13 protein-coding genes are annotated in these 17,250 nt (G+C 38.1%); 8 read left to right on the top strand and 5 right to left on the bottom strand.

Annotation, left to right across the window (positions count from 1 at the left end; all coding sequences use genetic code 11):
• Positions 1-6 precede the first annotated feature (6 nt).
• The 4 genes from GJ691_RS02220 to GJ691_RS02205 all read left to right on the top strand — a co-directional run bounded on the left by GJ691_RS02220 (position 7) and on the right by GJ691_RS02205 (position 6,868).
• Positions 7-978, top strand: a complete 972-nt coding sequence (locus GJ691_RS02220; RefSeq protein WP_154363304.1) for a tryptophan 2,3-dioxygenase family protein — start codon at positions 7-9, stop codon at positions 976-978.
• Positions 978-2,261, top strand: coding sequence for a peptidoglycan DD-metalloendopeptidase family protein (locus GJ691_RS02215; protein ID WP_154363302.1), 1,284 nt, complete (start codon positions 978-980; stop codon positions 2,259-2,261). The genes GJ691_RS02220 and GJ691_RS02215 overlap by 1 nt, the downstream gene beginning before the upstream one ends.
• Position 2,262: 1 nt before the next feature.
• The gene (gene pgi / locus GJ691_RS02210) at positions 2,263-3,900 is read left to right on the top strand and encodes a glucose-6-phosphate isomerase (protein ID WP_154363300.1); all 1,638 of its coding nucleotides are present in this window, start codon (positions 2,263-2,265) and stop codon (positions 3,898-3,900) included.
• Between the two features lie 172 nt (positions 3,901-4,072).
• Positions 4,073-6,868, top strand: a complete 2,796-nt coding sequence (locus tag GJ691_RS02205; protein ID WP_154363298.1) for a TonB-dependent receptor — start codon at positions 4,073-4,075, stop codon at positions 6,866-6,868.
• A 123-nt stretch (positions 6,869-6,991) separates the two neighbouring features.
• On the opposite strand, the gene GJ691_RS02200 is transcribed toward GJ691_RS02205, so the two are convergent.
• Both GJ691_RS02200 and GJ691_RS02195 read right to left on the bottom strand, forming a co-directional pair.
• Positions 6,992-7,483, bottom strand: coding sequence for a threonine/serine exporter family protein (locus GJ691_RS02200; RefSeq protein WP_154363296.1), 492 nt, complete (start codon positions 7,481-7,483; stop codon positions 6,992-6,994).
• Complete coding sequence (locus tag GJ691_RS02195; RefSeq protein ID WP_154363294.1) at positions 7,483-8,241, bottom strand: threonine/serine exporter family protein; 759 nt, start codon at positions 8,239-8,241, stop codon at positions 7,483-7,485. Before GJ691_RS02195 ends, GJ691_RS02200 begins: the two co-directional genes overlap by 1 nt.
• Positions 8,242-8,373: 132 nt before the next feature.
• Here GJ691_RS02195 and GJ691_RS02190 point away from each other — a divergent pair, with 132 nt between their 5' ends.
• Complete coding sequence (locus tag GJ691_RS02190; protein ID WP_154363292.1) at positions 8,374-8,829, top strand: hypothetical protein; 456 nt, start codon at positions 8,374-8,376, stop codon at positions 8,827-8,829.
• Between the two features lie 49 nt (positions 8,830-8,878).
• Positions 8,879-9,472: a 3-keto-disaccharide hydrolase gene (locus tag GJ691_RS02185; protein ID WP_154363291.1), complete on the top strand. Its 594-nt coding sequence runs from the start codon at positions 8,879-8,881 to the stop codon at positions 9,470-9,472.
• A gap of 3 nt (positions 9,473-9,475) precedes the next feature.
• Here the strand turns inward: GJ691_RS02185 and GJ691_RS02180 are convergent, their stop codons facing one another.
• Entirely contained in the window at positions 9,476-10,513 is a 1,038-nt protein-coding gene (locus GJ691_RS02180) for an endonuclease/exonuclease/phosphatase family protein (RefSeq protein WP_154363289.1), read from the bottom strand.
• A 157-nt stretch (positions 10,514-10,670) separates the two neighbouring features.
• Here GJ691_RS02180 and GJ691_RS02175 point away from each other — a divergent pair, with 157 nt between their 5' ends.
• On the top strand, positions 10,671-13,352 hold the full coding sequence (locus GJ691_RS02175) for a peptidase associated domain and porin domain-containing protein (protein WP_154363287.1): 2,682 nt from the start codon (positions 10,671-10,673) through the stop codon (positions 13,350-13,352).
• Positions 13,353-13,485: 133 nt separating this feature from the next.
• Positions 13,486-14,856, top strand: a complete 1,371-nt coding sequence (locus GJ691_RS02170) for a DUF5689 domain-containing protein (protein WP_246200082.1) — start codon at positions 13,486-13,488, stop codon at positions 14,854-14,856.
• A 10-nt stretch (positions 14,857-14,866) separates the two neighbouring features.
• Here the strand turns inward: GJ691_RS02170 and GJ691_RS02165 are convergent, their stop codons facing one another.
• Both GJ691_RS02165 and GJ691_RS02160 read right to left on the bottom strand, forming a co-directional pair.
• A complete protein-coding gene (locus GJ691_RS02165; protein WP_154363285.1) occupies positions 14,867-15,268 on the bottom strand; it encodes a response regulator in 402 nt (133 codons plus the stop codon).
• The gene (locus GJ691_RS02160; protein WP_154363283.1) at positions 15,234-17,108 is read right to left on the bottom strand and encodes a PAS domain-containing sensor histidine kinase; all 1,875 of its coding nucleotides are present in this window, start codon (positions 17,106-17,108) and stop codon (positions 15,234-15,236) included. The genes GJ691_RS02165 and GJ691_RS02160 overlap by 35 nt, the downstream gene beginning before the upstream one ends.
• Between the last annotated feature and the right edge of the window lie 142 nt (positions 17,109-17,250).

The following is a 17,250-nucleotide window of genomic DNA, read 5'->3' as shown; positions in this document are numbered from 1 at the left end:
TTTATAATGGATAATAAAGAGCAGATTGAATCCCAAATATCGAAGCTAGAAGAGAAATACAAGGATTCTGGTCAAGATCTCAGCTCTTATTTAGACGGACTTCTTTATCAACGTTATCTCACTTACTGGGATTATATTCATTTAGACACCCTATTAAGTCTTCAAGTACCTCGAACATATTTTCCCGATGAGGAAATATTCATCATGTACCATCAGATCACCGAGTTGTACTTTAAACTTATTCTCCACGAACAAAAACAATTCGTGGATCATAAGGCACAGGATGTTGATTTTTATATAGAAAAAGCGAGGCGGATCAATAGTTATTTCGAAGCCTTGATTTCTTCGTTCAGTATTATGATCAAGGGTATGGAGCGCGAGCAGTTCCTTAAATATAGAATGGCACTTTTGCCCGCAAGTGGGTTTCAATCTGCCCAGTATCGAATGATCGAGGTATACGCCACGGGAATGGAGAATTTGGTACACTTGGATGAACGTGATCAGTTTTCATCCAATAATTCCATCGAAGACCTTTATGAGCATATCTATTGGAAAAAAGGGGCCACTGATATAGTAACGGGTGAAAAGACCTTGACCCTTAAACAATTTGAATATAGGTATACCCCCCGATTGATACGTATAGCAAAACAAGTAAAGAACAGCACTATATATGATAAGTATTTAGAGCTTCCAGAAGATAAAAAGGGCAATTCAACGCTTATCCAGGCGCTAAAAACCTTGGATATCAACGCGAACATAAACTGGCCACTCATGCATATGGGTTCTGCCCATAGATATTTGGGAAAAGAAGGGGGGCAAGTAGCTGCGACCGGTGGCACCAATTGGAAAAAATATTTGCCACCAAGTTTTCAAAAAATAATATTTTTTCCAGAAATTTATTCAAAAGAAGAGTTGAACGACTGGGGCAAACAATGGGTAGATCATATGTTCAATCCAGACAAAATCAAAAAAGGCTGATGCAGAAATTTTGGGGCATTTTTATAATATTCATTCTGGTTGCTTCCTGCAAGGATAACAATGCAAATCGATTAAATGAAAACAAGGATAATGAATTGGCATTAATCGAAGAGCCGACTATTGTAAAGCAATACGGTTTTAACTTTGATGACTTTACCGTACAGCACGATACGGTTAGGAACGGAGATAGTTTTGGCGAACTTATGTTGAGTAACAAAGTGGATTACCCTAAAATCGCCAAGATTTCAGAAGAGTTCAAAGATACTTTCGATGTTCGAAGAATTCGGGTTGGTAAACCATATGTGATCTTAAAGTCAAAAGATACGATAGAGCAGGCCCAAGTTTTCATTTATGAAAATGACCCGATCAATTATACCGTCGTTGATTTAAGGGACAGTGTCGTTGCTTATAAAGATAGGAAACAGGTCACCTTTGTGGAGCGCGAGGCGTCGGGAGTAATCGATTCCTATTTGGACCAAGCCATAATCGACCAAAACATAGATTACAGCATGTCGTTCAAATTATCCGAGATTTATGCATGGACGATTGACTTTTTCAAACTTCAAAAAGGCGACCGTTTCAAGGTCATCTATAAAGAGAAGTATATTAATGATTCCATTTATGTCGGTGCCGGTCCTATAGAAGCGGCTTATTTTGAGCATAATGGTAGACCGATCTATGCTTTTCCGTACCAAAGTGATTCGTTAAAGAATATTTCCGATTATTATGATGAAGAGGCGAATAACTTAAGACGAACATTCCTTAAGGCGCCCATCAAATTCAATTACAGAATTTCTTCGAGATATAATCTAAAAAGAAAGATCCGCTATTATGGCTATAAGGTACGGCCCCATAAGGGAACGGACTACGCCGCACCTATCGGAACCCCTATCGTAGCAACCGCAGACGGTACGGTAACCGAATCTACACGACGTGGTGGAAATGGTAAATATGTAAAGATCAGGCATAACGGCACCTATTCTACCCAGTATCTGCATATGCGAAATCAAAAGGTTAAAAAAGGGGAGTATGTGAGACAAGGGGATGTAATTGGTTGGGTAGGAATGACAGGTAATACCGGCGGTCCCCATGTATGCTATCGTTTCTGGAAAAATGGTAGTCAGGTAGACCCATTGAAAGAAGAATTACCTTTGGCAGAACCACTTGCTGAAGAATTAAGATCCGATTATTTTGAGTTCATTGCGCCTTTAAGGGAGCAATTGGATTGTATTGAATATATAGAAAAGCCCAAAGAGGAAGAATTGATAACACTTAACGAGTAACATGGCACTAAACAACACAAACCCTACGAAAACTGCAGCTTGGGAGAAACTGGCTCAACATTATAAGAATACTAAAGATACTGATTTAAAGGAATTATTTGCGAACGATAGTGGTCGAGGTAAAGACTTTACTATTCAATGGAATGATTTTTTATTCGATTTTTCTAAGAATAGGATTACGAAGGAAACATTATCCCTGTTGTTGGAATTGGCCGATGAGGTAGGTTTAAAAGATGCGATTTCAAAATATTTTGGAGGCGAGGCTATAAACCAAACCGAAAACAGGGCGGTGTTACATACCGCTTTACGTGCCAAAAAATCTGATTCGGTAAAGGTAGATGGTGTAGATGTTGTTCCCGAGGTATATGAGGTGAAAGAACACATAAAAACCTTTACAGAGGAAATTATCTCCGGGAAAAAGAAAGGGTATACTGGAAAAGCATTCACCGATGTCGTAAATATTGGTATTGGTGGATCGGATCTTGGACCCGCTATGGTCGTAGAAGCCCTAAAATATTATAAAAACCATTTAAAGACCCATTTTGTAAGTAATGTGGATGGGGACCACGTTCACGAGGTTTTAAAGGAACTGGATCCAGAAACGACATTGTTCGTTGTCGTGTCAAAGACCTTTACTACACAGGAAACCCTTAGTAATGCCACCACCATAAAAAATTGGTTTTTAAAACATGCGACCCAAGAAGATGTAGCCAAACATTTTGCCGCTGTTTCTACGAACACTGAGAAAATTTCGGAATTCGGAATATCTGCAGATAATGTTTTTCCAATGTGGGATTGGGTAGGCGGTCGATTTTCTTTATGGAGTGCTGTGGGTATTACGATTGCACTTGCTGTAGGCTACGAAAATTTTGACGCTCTTTTAATGGGGGCAAATGCCATGGATGATCATTTCGAAAATACGGAATTCGATAGTAACATCCCGGTTATTATGGCATTGCTTAGTATTTGGTACAATAATTTCCATAAAGCGGAAACTGAAGCGATAATTCCTTATACCCAATATTTAAGCAGATTCTCTGCCTATTTGCAGCAAGGGATTATGGAAAGTAATGGAAAAAGCGTGGATCGTAATGGGGATCCCGTCGATTACCAAACTGGTACTATTATCTGGGGTGAACCTGGGACCAATGCCCAACATGCATTTTTTCAATTGATCCACCAAGGAACCAAATTGATTCCGGCGGACTTTATAGGGTATAAAAAATCCCTTCATGGCGATGCTGATCACCATAATAAATTAATGGCCAATTTCTTTGCACAGACTGAAGCTTTAATGAACGGTAAAACTACCGAGGAGGTTCTTTCGGAATTGAAAGGAAAAAACCTCTCCGAAGAAGAAATATCGGCATTATTGCCTTTTAAGGTTTTCGCAGGTAATAAGCCCACCAATACTTTTTTAATTGATAAGTTAACACCACATAGTTTAGGGGCCTTGATATCGGCTTATGAGCATAAAATATTTGTTCAGGGTGTAGTTTGGAATATTTTCAGCTATGATCAATGGGGTGTTGAATTGGGAAAACAATTGGCAACGAATATTTTAAAGGATATCAATGATTTGGGAATATCCGATCATGACTCCTCTACATTGAGTCTTTTGCAAAAATTTAAGAAATAACCTTGTTATTTTTCATTTCTTAATAAAGGTTGATAACTTCTTGTCTGTCAGCTGGCATTAGTGTTTTTTTATGTTAATTTTAACACGCTAAATTTAACATAGGCTTAATATACGGTCCATTAAAAAAGATCACATTTGCACTTTGTATTAAACCAAATTAAACACTCAAAAAATGAAAAGAATGTACATGGTCTTAGCAGCATTTTTAATGACTGCTTTGGCGTTTTCCCAAGAAACAATCACTGGTACTATCGTAGACGGTGAGACTAATGACCCGCTTCCGGGTGCGAGTATTGTTGTTAAAGGAACAACAAAGGGAGCTACCACCGATTTTGATGGTAATTTTTCTGTAAGTGTAGCTAAAAGCTCAGGAACATTGGTAGTATCTTACATGGGTTATGTGAGTAAAAGTGTTGCTTTTACCAGTGCTGGCAGTGTTGGTTCAATTTCTTTAGAGCCAGATGCTGAGCAATTGGGAGAGGTTGTGGTAACCGGTGTTATGGATATTGCCAAGGATAGGCAAACACCAGTTGCGGTTTCTACTATTAGAGCTTCTGAAATAGTTGAAAAACTTGGTTCTCAAGAATTTCCTGAGTTGTTGAAGTCAACACCATCTGTATACGTAACGAAACAAGGGGGTGGTTTTGGTGATTCTAGAATTAATATTCGAGGTTTCAACCAAAGAAATACGGCTATAATGATTAATGGCGTGCCTGTAAACGATATGGAAAATGGTTGGGTATACTGGAGTAACTGGGCAGGTCTTTCCGATGTAACATCGGCAATGCAAGTTCAAAGAGGGCTTGGTTCTTCTAAACTTGCCATTAGTTCAGTTGGTGGTACCATTAATATTGTGACAAAGGCTGCGGATTTGGTGGAAGGAGGAGTTGTTTCTTCTACAGTTGGTAACCACAATTACTTAAAAACCACTGCTTCTTACAACACTGGTTTAATGGAAAATGGGCTATCTGCTAGTGTTTTGCTTGGTAGAACAGCAGGAGATGGTTATGTTCAAGGTACGCCTTTCGAAGGTTACAACTATTTTGTGGCACTTGGTTACAGACCAAACGATAAACATGATTTTCAATTCATGGTGACCGGAGCACCACAGCAGCATTTTCAAAGAGGCTATGCTGAATCTATCAGTAATTATATTAGGTATGGTAGTAATGGGGTAGATCCAAATATTCAATATAACTCTGATTATGGTTATAGAAATGGAAAAGAGGAAACATTCTCTGGAAACTTCTACCATAAGCCTAAGGCAATGATTAATTGGGATTATAAAATATCTGAAAAATCTACATTATCATCAGTTTTATATGCTTCATTAGGGCGTGGAGGTTCTATTGGCTCTATTGGTAATATAAACGGTGGAAGGTCTTTTTATGGTCAGTTCAAAGATGAGAACGGTCATGTTAGGTTCGATGACATTATTGCTTATAATAAAGGAGCGAATATTTCTGATTTCGGTGATCCAAGAGAAGGTTATACTGGTGGCGGAGATGCTGCATATCAAGGATTGTACATAAATGGTAATAATTCGTCTTATGGTTTCGAAGACGATGGGGCCCATGTGTTTGGTTCAGAAAATGGTATTTCACAACGTTCTTCAATGAACTCACATAACTGGTATGGTGCCATTATCAATTTTAACCATAAAATTAATGACAATTGGTCGTATGATTTGGGTGTGGACGCCAGAACTTATAAGGGATATCATTACAGAAGACTGGTAGATCTATTAGGCGCGGATGCTTATGTAGATAATGATGACATCAATAACACTTATAATTTCACCACTGAAACCTACGCGCCTACTATCGGAAATATCTGGAATGTTTTCAAAAATGTAGATGACGAAGTTAAAATTGACTATTATAATATAGGAAAAGTAAACTGGATTGGTGGCTTTGGTCAATTAGAGTATACCAATGACAAGATTTCTGCTTTTCTTCAAGGAGGTTTCTCTAACCAAGGATTCAAACGTATTGATCCTTTTAATTATTTAGATTCTGACCCAGAACAAGAAACAGAATGGATCAACATTATCGGTGGTAATATCAAAGGTGGTTTAAATTACAATATCGATGAAAAGCACAATGTTTTTGCAAATGCTGGTTATTACTCCAAGCAACCGATTTTCGATGCAATATTTTTGAATTATGTTAATGATATTAATGATAATTATCAGAACGAAAAAGTTTTAGGTCTCGAGGTCGGGTATGGTTTCAGAAGTCAGTTCTTTAATGCTAATGTGAATTTATATAGAACTTCTTGGTCAGATAGGTTCCTTTCTGAAGGAGTAAATGTTACAGATCCAGATGGAAACCTATTGTTTCAAGGTACAGCAAACTATGATGGTATAGAACAAGTGCATATGGGTGTCGAAGTTGATTTCACTGCCAAGCCAACTTCTTTCATTACAGTTAATGGTATGTTGTCTATAGGTGATTGGCAATATGCTGGTAATCCAACAGCAACTGTTTTTGATGATGGTCAAAATCAACTAGGTCAGGCCGAATTAATTCTTGATGGTGTAAAAGTTGACGATGCTGCTCAGACTACCGCAAGATTAGGAGTTTCTGTAGAGCCGGTAGAGAGACTGTATTTTGATGCTAGTTGGTATCATGCGGCAAAATTATTTGGTCAATTCGATGTTGTTGATTTTCAGGATGAGAATACTGATGGACAGCCAGATGGGGGGGATTTTCAATTAGAATTACCTGCATACGATTTGTTTGATGCAGGACTTAGTTATAAGATGTTAGTTGGTAAAGACAAAGATAATTCTGTTAGTCTTAGATTAAATGTTAACAATGTATTTAACGAAGTTTATATTTCAGAATCTACTTCAAATGATGAGGTAGAGGCAGGTGATGACACCTGGAATGGTGTAAACGTTTCTAACAATGTTTTCTGGGGCTTTGGAAGAACTTGGAATTTTGGAATAAGATACAAATTCTAAAAATTAATATTTAGCACAGATAAAAAACCCTGACGGTAACGTTAGGGTTTTTTTATACTTAAAAAGAAGTTGATTTTAAGGCGTAATAACCGGTGTTAATCCGGCATTTTAATGTTCAAGTGGTTATTTACCATCGTTTTTTTTAACCGTTTCCTTTCTAGATAGCAGCAAGGGCAAGGATACTCCTATGGTTATGGCAATTAGAATGAATATCGTGGTAAAACCATTAAAGAAAATGGATGCCATTAATTCCATCCTTTTTTGAGGGTCTTTTTCCATAAAAGTAAAGGACATTATAGACAAAACGGTTTCATAGGCATAATACCCCGGAATCATAGGAATAACGGCAGGAATCGAAAAAACGACCGGAGGATGGTGAACCTTGTGTGCCAAGGGGCTACTTAAGATTCCGACAAAACTCGCCGCAACTAATGTAGACAATACGATATTGATGTTAAGATCTATTAGAAAGAATTTTACCAAGCCTGCAGCTAAACCAAGAAAAAATACGACCAAAATAGTTTTACGGGGAATATTGAATAGTATTCCAAATCCAACGGCCGCAATACCTGACCATATCGATAACTCCGATACTTTTATTATAGCTTCTTCCATCAATTCAATTGAAATATTAACATAGTAATGAAAAGACCTAGGGCAATGGAAAGAAAGGTCATCGCTCCGTTTGTGAATCTAACCATGCCATTTAGGATATTGTTGTCTAAAAGATCTGTAAAAGAGTTTATTAAAGGGACACCTGGAACTAAAAACAATACAGAGGTTGCCAAAGCTGCTTGGGGGTGGCTCCCTAAGCTGTATGATACACCCAATGAAGCAATGAAAGAGGCCGAAAAAGAGGCCAGGAAAGTTGCGATATTACCGTTGATTTTGTGGTTATGGGCGGTCTGTAGTATATATAGGCCCAATAATGTACTGATGAAAGCCACTAACATATTTAGATAATCCCCCTTAAAAATATTGCAAAACCCCGCACCGGCAAGACTAACGGCTATAAGTACTATAGCTCTTGGATATCTGCCCTGTGATTTTATTGTTTGTAATTCCTTTTCTATTTGGGCTATGGTCCAATCCTCGCTTAAAGCACTCCAACTCGCTCTACTGATCGAGGAAATGGTAGAAAAATTGATTTGGTATTTAGGTATTTTCTTAACTCTCGTGAAAGTTGCTTCAGTTTCATTATCGGTGACGGTTAAAACCAAGGTTTTATGGGTAACCATACTATAGGCTTGACAATTTAAGGTGGTAGCGAACCGGGTAAGACTTAGGTTTATTCTGTTGGTGTTAGCTCCGGATACCATTAAAAGGGAGGATATGTCTAACAGCAGATCCGCCGTTTTTTTTAGCTTGTCCATAATATTTATGCATAAGGGAAAAGTAAAAGCAAAATTACTGTTTTTGGAGGTTCGTGGTATACGGCATAGTTCTTATTTTTTATGCGTAAAAAGTAGTATTTTTAGACCATCATATTAATCAACTTAAATATTATGGAAGAACCAGGACTTGCGTATCAATGGGTATTGCAATTACACTCGTATTTGGCTTATGTGGCATTAGCCGTTTTATTTTTGGCTGTTGCCAATGCTATTATCGGTTTAGTAAGCAATAAAATGTTTTTGCCCCAAAAAGATTTTCGAATTAGCCTTTTCGCACTTATCCTTTGCCATTTACAATTATTGGTGGGACTTATTCTCTTTTTCGTATCACCGAGTGGTTTAAACGCCATTCAGTCTTTAGGTATGGGGGGTATGAATTCCGCTGCCAGGTTATTGGCCGTTGAACATCCCTTTATCAACATTATCGCTTTGGTTTTGATTACCATAGGTTGGTCCAGGCATAAGAAATTTATGGAAGGCAATAAAAAATTTAAAAGTATTGCCATATTTTACGGTTTGGGATTAGTACTTATTTTGAGTAGGATTCCTTGGAGCCAGTGGTTTTAAAAATAGTTTTTTAGTACATACATCCTGTCAACTTTAAAAAGTATCAACAATGAAAAACATATTGATTTTAACAGCATTAGTCTTTTCAACACTTGGTTTTGCCCAAGAAATATCATTATTCAATGGGGAGGATCTTTCTGGATGGACGGTCTATGGTACCGAAAAATGGTATGTTGAAGATGGTTTGTTGGTATGTGAAAGTGGTCCGGATGAACAATACGGATATTTGGCAACTGACAAGCACTATAAGGATTTTACCCTAACACTCGAATTTAAACAAGAAGCTGATGGCAATAGTGGGGTATTCATTCGTTCTACCGTAGATGGCACCAAAGTCAGTGGTTGGCAGGTTGAAGTTGCTCCTCCAGGGCATAGCACAGGTGGGGTTTATGAATCTTATGGTCGTGGTTGGCTGATCAAACCGGACCCTGAAAAGGACAAGGCCTTGAAGATGGGCGAATGGAATGAGATGAAAATCCGGGTATATGGTGATAAATTGACTTCTTGGTTAAATGGTGTTGAGATGGTAACCATTAGGGATAAAAAAATCGGGGCCGGAGAGGGCTCTATTGCATTGCAGATCCATGATGGGGGTGGTATAAAGGTTAATTGGAGGAACATAAAGATTGCATTGCCGCAATAAAGTCTATTCAGCACTTTTTATCAAATACAGGTATACGGGAAAATGGTCACTATAACCCCCGGTATAGTTTCCGCCTGCATAGGTCCGGTAAGGATACCCTTTATATCTGCCTTTTTTGCTGAAAAGATAGGGTGGGGTAAAAACATTCGCTTTCCAGAAATGGTAGCCACTATCATTGTTCAATAAATTCGAGGTGAAATATATTTGATCGAATAGGTTCCATTTGTCACGGTAGGCCAATGATCCAATCCCTTTTTTGTACAATTTCTCCATAGGGTTAAATAAATCGTTTGTTTCCAGTTTCTTTTTCTTGCCCTTTGTTTTTAAAATTTTCTTAAGGCTGTCATCTGTGGGGTCATCGTTTAAATCGCCCATACTTATGATCTTTGCCGAACGGTCTATTTTTATGATAGAATCAATGATTTTTTTGTTCAACGTGGCCGCGGCCAAACGATTTGGTCTGCTCCTTGCTTCGCCACCACTTCGGGAAGGCCAATGGTTTACGATGCAATATATCTGTTCATTATCCAATAAACCGCCAACAACCAATTGATCTCGTGTATAATCTCGATAACCGTCTTCCTTATGAAGTAAGAGTCGTCTACTTTGAAAGCTTGTTGGTAGAAAAACTGACTCCTTATAAATTAGGGCAACATCAATGCCGCGCTCATCCGGGGAATCAAAATGAACTATTCTGTAATTCATTTTTTCAAGTGTTTTGTGGTGAACCAAGTCTTCGATTACTTTTCTGTTTTCCACCTCACAAACGCCAAGAATATCAGGAGAAGAGGATCCTTTCCCTTTACCGATTTCAGAAATTACCTTGGCCATATTGGCAATCTTATGTAGGTACCGCTCTTCGGTCCACCTGTCTTTACCTTCGGGAGTGCGATCATCGTCATGGGTCAATGAATCATTTTCAATATCGAATAGGTTTTCAAGATTGTAGAATGCGATAGTTCTTATTTTGTAAGTATTTCCTTTTTGGGAAAAAATAAAAATTGGAAAAATCAACACAAAAAACAGTAATCGAATATTCATAAAAAAATATTGAATTCAACGAAAATACATCAAAACATAAATAAATACTTACAAAATTAAGAGTATTATTAATATATTTAACCAGAACACCAACCAAAGTATATTAAGATTGCGTTTTGCCCTAGTTTTATTTTTTGCATTTAGCCTGTGCCAAGTGATGTATGGCCAAGTGTCTGGTTATGCATCCGGTTACGTGCTTTCAGGGTATTCCAATGAACCTATTTCAGGAGGTGTGATTACCTTGGAAGGCGGTTTAAATTCCATAAAAACAGATGACAAAGGTTTTTTTTCAATTTCTATGGATAATCCCGATGATTTTATCCTAAGTATTACGGCTTCGGGGTACGTTTCCAAAAGAATTCCCATTTTTTATGAAGGAAATCATATTGATTTAGGGAATGTTTTATTGGACAAGGATATTGAATTCGACAAAACCGATAACCTGGTTACTTTAACGGATACTGAATTTTCAGAGGAAGAAAATTCGATGGTAACAGTAGGGTTGTTACAAGCTACCAAGGATATTTTTTTAAGAAGGGCGGCCTTTGATTTTGGTCAGGCTTTTTTTAGGGTGCGGGGGTATGATTCCCGAAATGGAACGGTCATGATCAATGGCCTGCCCATGAATAAGTTGTTTGATGGTCGTCCGCAATGGAATAATTGGGGTGGTTTGAACGATGTAACACGGAATCAACAATTCTCTAACGGACTTAATGCTTCTGACTATACCTTCGGCGGTATTCTTGGAAACACCAATATAGATACCAGACCCTCTGGTTTACGCCCAGGATTTCGATTTTCAGCCTCAGCATCGAATAGGACGTATACAGGGCGGGTAATGGCCACTTATACCTCCCCAAAACAAAACAACGGATTATCATATACCATATCGAGCTCCCGAAGATGGGCAACTGAAGGCTTCATTGATGGCACATTGTATGATGCCTTTTCTGTATATGGGGCGATGGAATACCAGCTGGATGCTAAAAATAGTTTAATGGCGACGGCAATTTTAGCTTCTAACAGGCGAGGACGTTCTTCAGCGATAACCGAGGAAGTGCACGATCTGGTCGGTGGTAGCTATAATCCGTATTGGGGATATCAAAATGGAAAAATTCGAAATTCAAGGGAACGTAAAATAGCTGAACCTGTAGTAATATTGAATCACTTTTTTGAGTCTGATAATTTTAATTTGAATACAGGTATTTCTTATCAATTCGGTAATCACGCCAAAAGTAGATTGGGGTATTACAACGCCCCAAATCCCGAGCCTGTCTATTACAGGTACCTCCCTAGTTTTTATATCAACAGTCCTATAGGTGCTAATTTCATAAGTGCCGATATGGCAAAGCAAGGTTTCTTGGATGATCCGCAAATGAAATGGGAATCGGTATATGCCGCTAATTCAAAAGAAAAAGCAGCTTATGTTTTATATGATGATGTGGTCGAAGACAATCAATTAACGATCAACAGTATTGGTAATATCAACTTCCCAAATCATTTGAAAATGGATTTCGGTTTTACTTTTAAACAATTGGAATCGGATAATTACGCCAAGATAATCGACCTTTTTGGGGCAGAATACCATGAAGATATTGATCCTTTCTCAAATACGGCGAATAATCTGGATGGTGAAACGAATCGATATGACGGGGATATTTTTAATTATCATTATGGGTTAACGGCCGCTCAATGGAGTGCTTTTGTACAGTTAGGATATGCCTATAAAAAATGGAATGGGTTTATTGCCTTCAACCAAACCGGAACAAAGTATCAAAGAAACGGATTGTTCAGAAATGAACGCTATTTAGAGAATTCCCTGGGAAAAAGCGAAACAATTAACTTCTCGAATTTTGGGTTTAAAGGAGGGTTATCATATCAGATTACAGGAAGACATTGGTTAAGGGCCAATGGGGCTTTGATTCAAAGGCCAGCGGTAATTCAAAACACTTTTGTGAACCCTAGGGAAAACAATGGGGTCGTACCCGATCTTCAAAGTGAAACGGTAAGTAGTGTAGATGTCAATTATTTTTTAAGACTACCGAAATTAATAGGCAGAATCACTGGTTTTTATACACGATTTCAGAATACCACCGATGTCAATTATTTCTATGTGGATGCTGGTGTGGGTTCAGATTTTGTTCAGGAAGTCATAACAGATCTTGATAAATTACATATGGGTACCGAATTGGGGTTGGAGTATGAGTTGTCGTCATCGGTAAAACTTTCAGTTGCAGGGGCGATTGGTAAATATTTGTATGCCAGTGACCCCAATGTCACTATTAATTTTGATACGGAAGGGGCCGAAGAAGATTTGATAAATCTAGAAGGCACCATTGATTTAGGAATTGCCAAGGTAAAGGATTATAAGCTGTCGCAAGGTCCTCAAAAAGCTTTTGCACTAGGTATTGAATATCGCGACCCGAAATATTGGTGGGTATCGGCCACCACAAATTACTTAGCGAATAATTATGCGAATATATCAACCATAACAAGAATACCAAGTTTTTATATAGATCCGGAAACCGGAGAGCGATTTCCTGATGCTACCGAGGAAAATGTGGCTAGGTTATTAAAACAGAAGCCATTGGACGAATTTTATTTATTGAATTTGGTTGGTGGTAAATCTTGGTTGAAAAAAGGAAAGTATATCAGTGTTTTTGCCAGTATCAACAATGTATTTGATGCGGTGTTCAGAACCGGAGGTTATGAACAGAGCAGGAATGGTAATTACGGGCAATTAAAACAGGACAACCTAAGTGGCAATCCGTCTTTTGCCCCAAAATATTGGTATGGTTACGGACGAACGTATTTTTTGAATGTGGCATATAGTTTTTAAAAGTGGTAAGTACATGCGAATGACGGGTTGTGATCTTAAGGATTTTCTTGTAGTTCGAGTTCCCAAAAGGTCTAACTACATAAAAATTGAACGGGCACTTTATGTCCATATTTTACCAACAAAATGAATTGGTATGGCAAATAAATTAGTGAAATTTGAAGCATGCATTGCTCTTTTGGTTCTAATAATGCAGATTGGGTGTGTTAAAGACCGAAATTTTGATAAGCCAGAGGAATCATGTGCTTTGGGGCTTGAACCAAATTCGACTTTTGCAGAAGTGAAGGGTTTATATGAAGATGGGACGATAAAGATTCAGGATGATCTCATTATTGAGGGGTACGTGGTCTCATCTGATGAGAAGGGCAATTTTTTTAGTTCGTTGCATTTTCAAGATAGTCCTGAAAATCCTTCAGAAGGATTCCAGTTGGATTTTGATATTAGGGATTCCCATCTATTCTATCCGATAGGGAGTAAAATCTATCTAAAATTAAAGGGACTTTATTTAGGTAAACAACAAGGTGTTTATAAGCTGGGAGGGGTTTTCACTTCTTTCGGTAATCTCTCCGTCGGTAGGTTGCCAGCCAATATTGTGCCTCAACACCTGTTTGTATCTTGTGATGAAGAAGTATCGTTGATTCCGGTAGAGGCGCAAATTGATCGGTTGGATGATCAAATGGTCAACACGCTTGTACAGTTCGAAGATGTTGAGTTCATAGAAGAGGAACTGGGATTGCCATTTGCAGATGTTGAGGAAGAAACCGAGCGAACGTTAATAGATTGCGATGATAATGACATTGTATTACTGAATAGTGGGTATTCAGATTTTCAGTCAAGTATGTTACCAGACGGAAATGGTTCTGTCGTAGGTGTGTTATTAAGGGATAATTCCGGTTTTAAGATAGTTGTAAGGGATTTGGATGATATAGATTTTCAAAATGAAAGATGTGCCGAAGTTATCGATGAATTTACGTCAAATTCAATATTCATTTCAGAATTGGCCGATCCCAACAATAATTCCGGAGCACGTTTTGTTGAGTTATACAATGCAGGTTCAACGGGATTGTCCTTAAAGGGATGGACCTTGATTCGCTACACTAATGATAATACTGAAATTAGTTCAACTATCGATTTAACAGGATATGAAATTGGGGCTGAACGTACGTTGTTGATTTCGCCAAATGCTTCAGAATTTGAAGCCGTTTATGGGTTTGCACCGGATTTGGCCGTTGGCACTAACAGCCCAGCGGATTCTAACGGGGATGATAATCTACAACTTGTAGATCCCTTTGGGACTGTCATTGATTCTTTTGGTGTAATAGGGGAAGATGGTTCGGGTACCGACCATGAGTTCGAAGATGGTGGGGCATTCAGGAGACCGGAAATTACCCTAGCAAATGCGACCTTTACCTTCAGTGAATGGGTAATTTACAATGATACCGGGGCATCGGGCACAATAAACCAGCCACAAAATGCCCCGGAAAATTTTTCGCCGGGAAGTCGATAAATCTCCTTACTTATGCTACTTCGGCAAGGACATTCTGAAGGTCTTGAGGGGTAATTGGTTTAAGAATATAGTTGTTGACCACATCATAATCCTTAACGCGTTCAACATCACGGGGATCTACAGAAGAGCTTATGATATAAACGGTAACCTTTTCCCTATTATGATTTGGAATTTTTACGAAATCTTCCAAAAACTCCCATCCGTCCATGATAGGCATATTCAAGTCCAAGAAAATTACCGAGGGTAATTTTTTGCCTTGCGCGGTAATATCCATTAATCCGTCAATGGCATCTTGTCCATTGTTGAATACAAGAATGTCATCGCAGAAATCCATTTCTTTCATGATTCTTTTGGTGCCGTAAATGAATATCGGGTCATCATCGATAATACAAGTGCTCTCTATCTTTTTCATTTTTTTTATGGTGTTCGTTTTCTATTGTTTTCTTAAAAGTCAGTTTAAATGAAGTTCCAACATCCTCTGTACTCTCAACCTCTATCTTGCCGTTCATGGCTTCAATTTGGTTTTTGGTAATGAAGAGGCCTATACCTTTGGAGTCCTTGTTCTTATGGAAGGTTTTGTACATTCCAAATAACTTTTTACCATGTTTTTCCAAATTTATGCCTAATCCATTATCCGCAAATGTAAATAGGACCACATCATCCTTTACTTCAGCTTTGATATCTATGATAGGTTTTCTTTTGGGTGAACTATATTTAATACTGTTTGTGAACAGATTCAACAAGATACTATCTAGATAGGCCGGTACTGCTTGAATATTTATGGATGCATCAACACTAATATTGCAAACCGCTTCTTTTTCGTTGAGTAGGGCCCTAATATTTTTTTCAACAGCGATTATTGCCTTAAGAAGATTGGTTTTTTTCATTTTCTCTTCCGAATTGGTCTTTACATGAACCACTTCACTCAGATGTGTTACAGTTTCATTTAGGCTGATCGATGCATCATTCAACATTTTAACAAGGCTAGATTTTTCATTCTCATCCTCTTCCTGGGTGAGGAACCCGGTTAGCATGGATAGGTTGCTTGAGTGCGACCTTAAATTGTGGGAAACGATATGGGCGAAATTCATGAGACTATCGTTCTGCTCACTGGTAACTTCCAATAATTCCTTCAGGTTCTGTTCGGCGGTTTTCGCTTCTGTTATATCCCAAGTAGCCCCGATTAGTCGTGAAGGTACGCCATTTTGGTAACGGCTTATCGTGAACTCCGATCGTATATATCTTAATTCACCGTTGGGCCATATTATCCTAAATTCAATGGTGCATTTTTTATTGTTGACAATTGCCAATTCTATTTCATTATGACAGTGTATTTTGTCATCTGGGTGTATAATGGCTTCCCAGGCATCGATGGTTTCCTCGAATTTATCTCTTGTAACACCGTAGATACGATATAGATTATCGTCCCAAGTGACCTTTCTATTGAATATATTATATTCCCATATACCGATGTTAGCGGCATCGGTGGTTGCAATGGTCAACCTTTCGGAAATTTCTTGATTATGAAGTTCAATTCTTTTCTTTTGGTCTATATCTTGAAAAGTGCCATATATACGAATACATTTATTGTCAACAACTTCACATTCCCCTATGCTTCTTACCCAGCGTTCATTACCCTTGGCGGTTATGAGGATTGTTTCAATATCCCAAGGCATATGATGGGTCACGGCCTCATTGACCACCCTTGTTATTTTGTCACGATGTTCACCCTCTTTGTAAAATTCCAAACCTTTTTCCAAATCCATTTCATAATCCAAGGGTAGTTCATGTATTTCTTTGGTGATATCACTTAGATAAGCCTTGTTTGCTACGAAATCGAACTCCCAACCCCCTATTTTGGCAACACGTTGTATATTTAGCAATAGTTCTTCCTTTCTCTTTTTCAAGGTGATGTCCTCAGCAACGATTAAAAGACCACTGAGTTTTTTCGATTCTTCTTTCCAACCTTTGATTTGCCAATCTACCCATTTTTGACTACCATCAGATTGGGTTATTGTTTGGATCTTACTCTGCTTAACGGTATGTCTTAGGCAGTGCTGGTGAATAATTTTTATTTCTTCGGGAGTATTCGGGAAAACATCATAAAAGGTTTTTCCGATAATATTAGAATCCTTTATACCTAAATCTTGTAACCATAATTTCGAATGGTTCAAAAAACGCATTTCATGATCCACTATGGCCATGGGGTAAATAGATTCTTTGAACAGGAAATTAAAGGAATGTGTTTCCAAAAGCTTGTTATTTAGTTTTTTAAATATACAAAATTAACAGTATAACGTAGGAAAAGACTTCTATAGTGTGTAGAATTAAATCCATTTCGTTGATAATTAGATGTTTTCGTTGAACAGCCTATCCATTGGCTATCAATTAGCC

This window comes from Maribacter luteus (assembly GCF_009674825.1).
Lineage (GTDB): Bacteria > Bacteroidota > Bacteroidia > Flavobacteriales > Flavobacteriaceae > Maribacter_A > Maribacter_A luteus.
Note: the sequence above shows the minus strand (reverse complement) of the source record. Positions and strands in the feature narration are given on the sequence as shown.

Excerpts from the sequence above, each read along its gene's own strand:
- GJ691_RS02220 (WP_154363304.1), top strand. The coding sequence starts at position 7 with ATGGATAATAAAGAGCAGATTGAATCCCAAATATCGAAGCTAGAAGAG.
- GJ691_RS02215 (WP_154363302.1), top strand. The coding sequence starts at position 978 with ATGCAGAAATTTTGGGGCATTTTTATAATATTCATTCTGGTTGCTTCC.
- pgi (WP_154363300.1), top strand. The coding sequence starts at position 2,263 with ATGGCACTAAACAACACAAACCCTACGAAAACTGCAGCTTGGGAGAAA.
- GJ691_RS02205 (WP_154363298.1), top strand. The coding sequence starts at position 4,073 with ATGAAAAGAATGTACATGGTCTTAGCAGCATTTTTAATGACTGCTTTG.
- GJ691_RS02200 (WP_154363296.1), bottom strand. The coding sequence starts at position 7,483 with ATGGAAGAAGCTATAATAAAAGTATCGGAGTTATCGATATGGTCAGGT.
- GJ691_RS02195 (WP_154363294.1), bottom strand. The coding sequence starts at position 8,241 with ATGGACAAGCTAAAAAAAACGGCGGATCTGCTGTTAGACATATCCTCC.
- GJ691_RS02190 (WP_154363292.1), top strand. The coding sequence starts at position 8,374 with ATGGAAGAACCAGGACTTGCGTATCAATGGGTATTGCAATTACACTCG.
- GJ691_RS02185 (WP_154363291.1), top strand. The coding sequence starts at position 8,879 with ATGAAAAACATATTGATTTTAACAGCATTAGTCTTTTCAACACTTGGT.
- GJ691_RS02180 (WP_154363289.1), bottom strand. The coding sequence starts at position 10,513 with ATGAATATTCGATTACTGTTTTTTGTGTTGATTTTTCCAATTTTTATT.
- GJ691_RS02175 (WP_154363287.1), top strand. The coding sequence starts at position 10,671 with ATGTATGGCCAAGTGTCTGGTTATGCATCCGGTTACGTGCTTTCAGGG.
- GJ691_RS02170 (WP_246200082.1), top strand. The coding sequence starts at position 13,486 with ATGGCAAATAAATTAGTGAAATTTGAAGCATGCATTGCTCTTTTGGTT.
- GJ691_RS02165 (WP_154363285.1), bottom strand. The coding sequence starts at position 15,268 with ATGAAAAAGATAGAGAGCACTTGTATTATCGATGATGACCCGATATTC.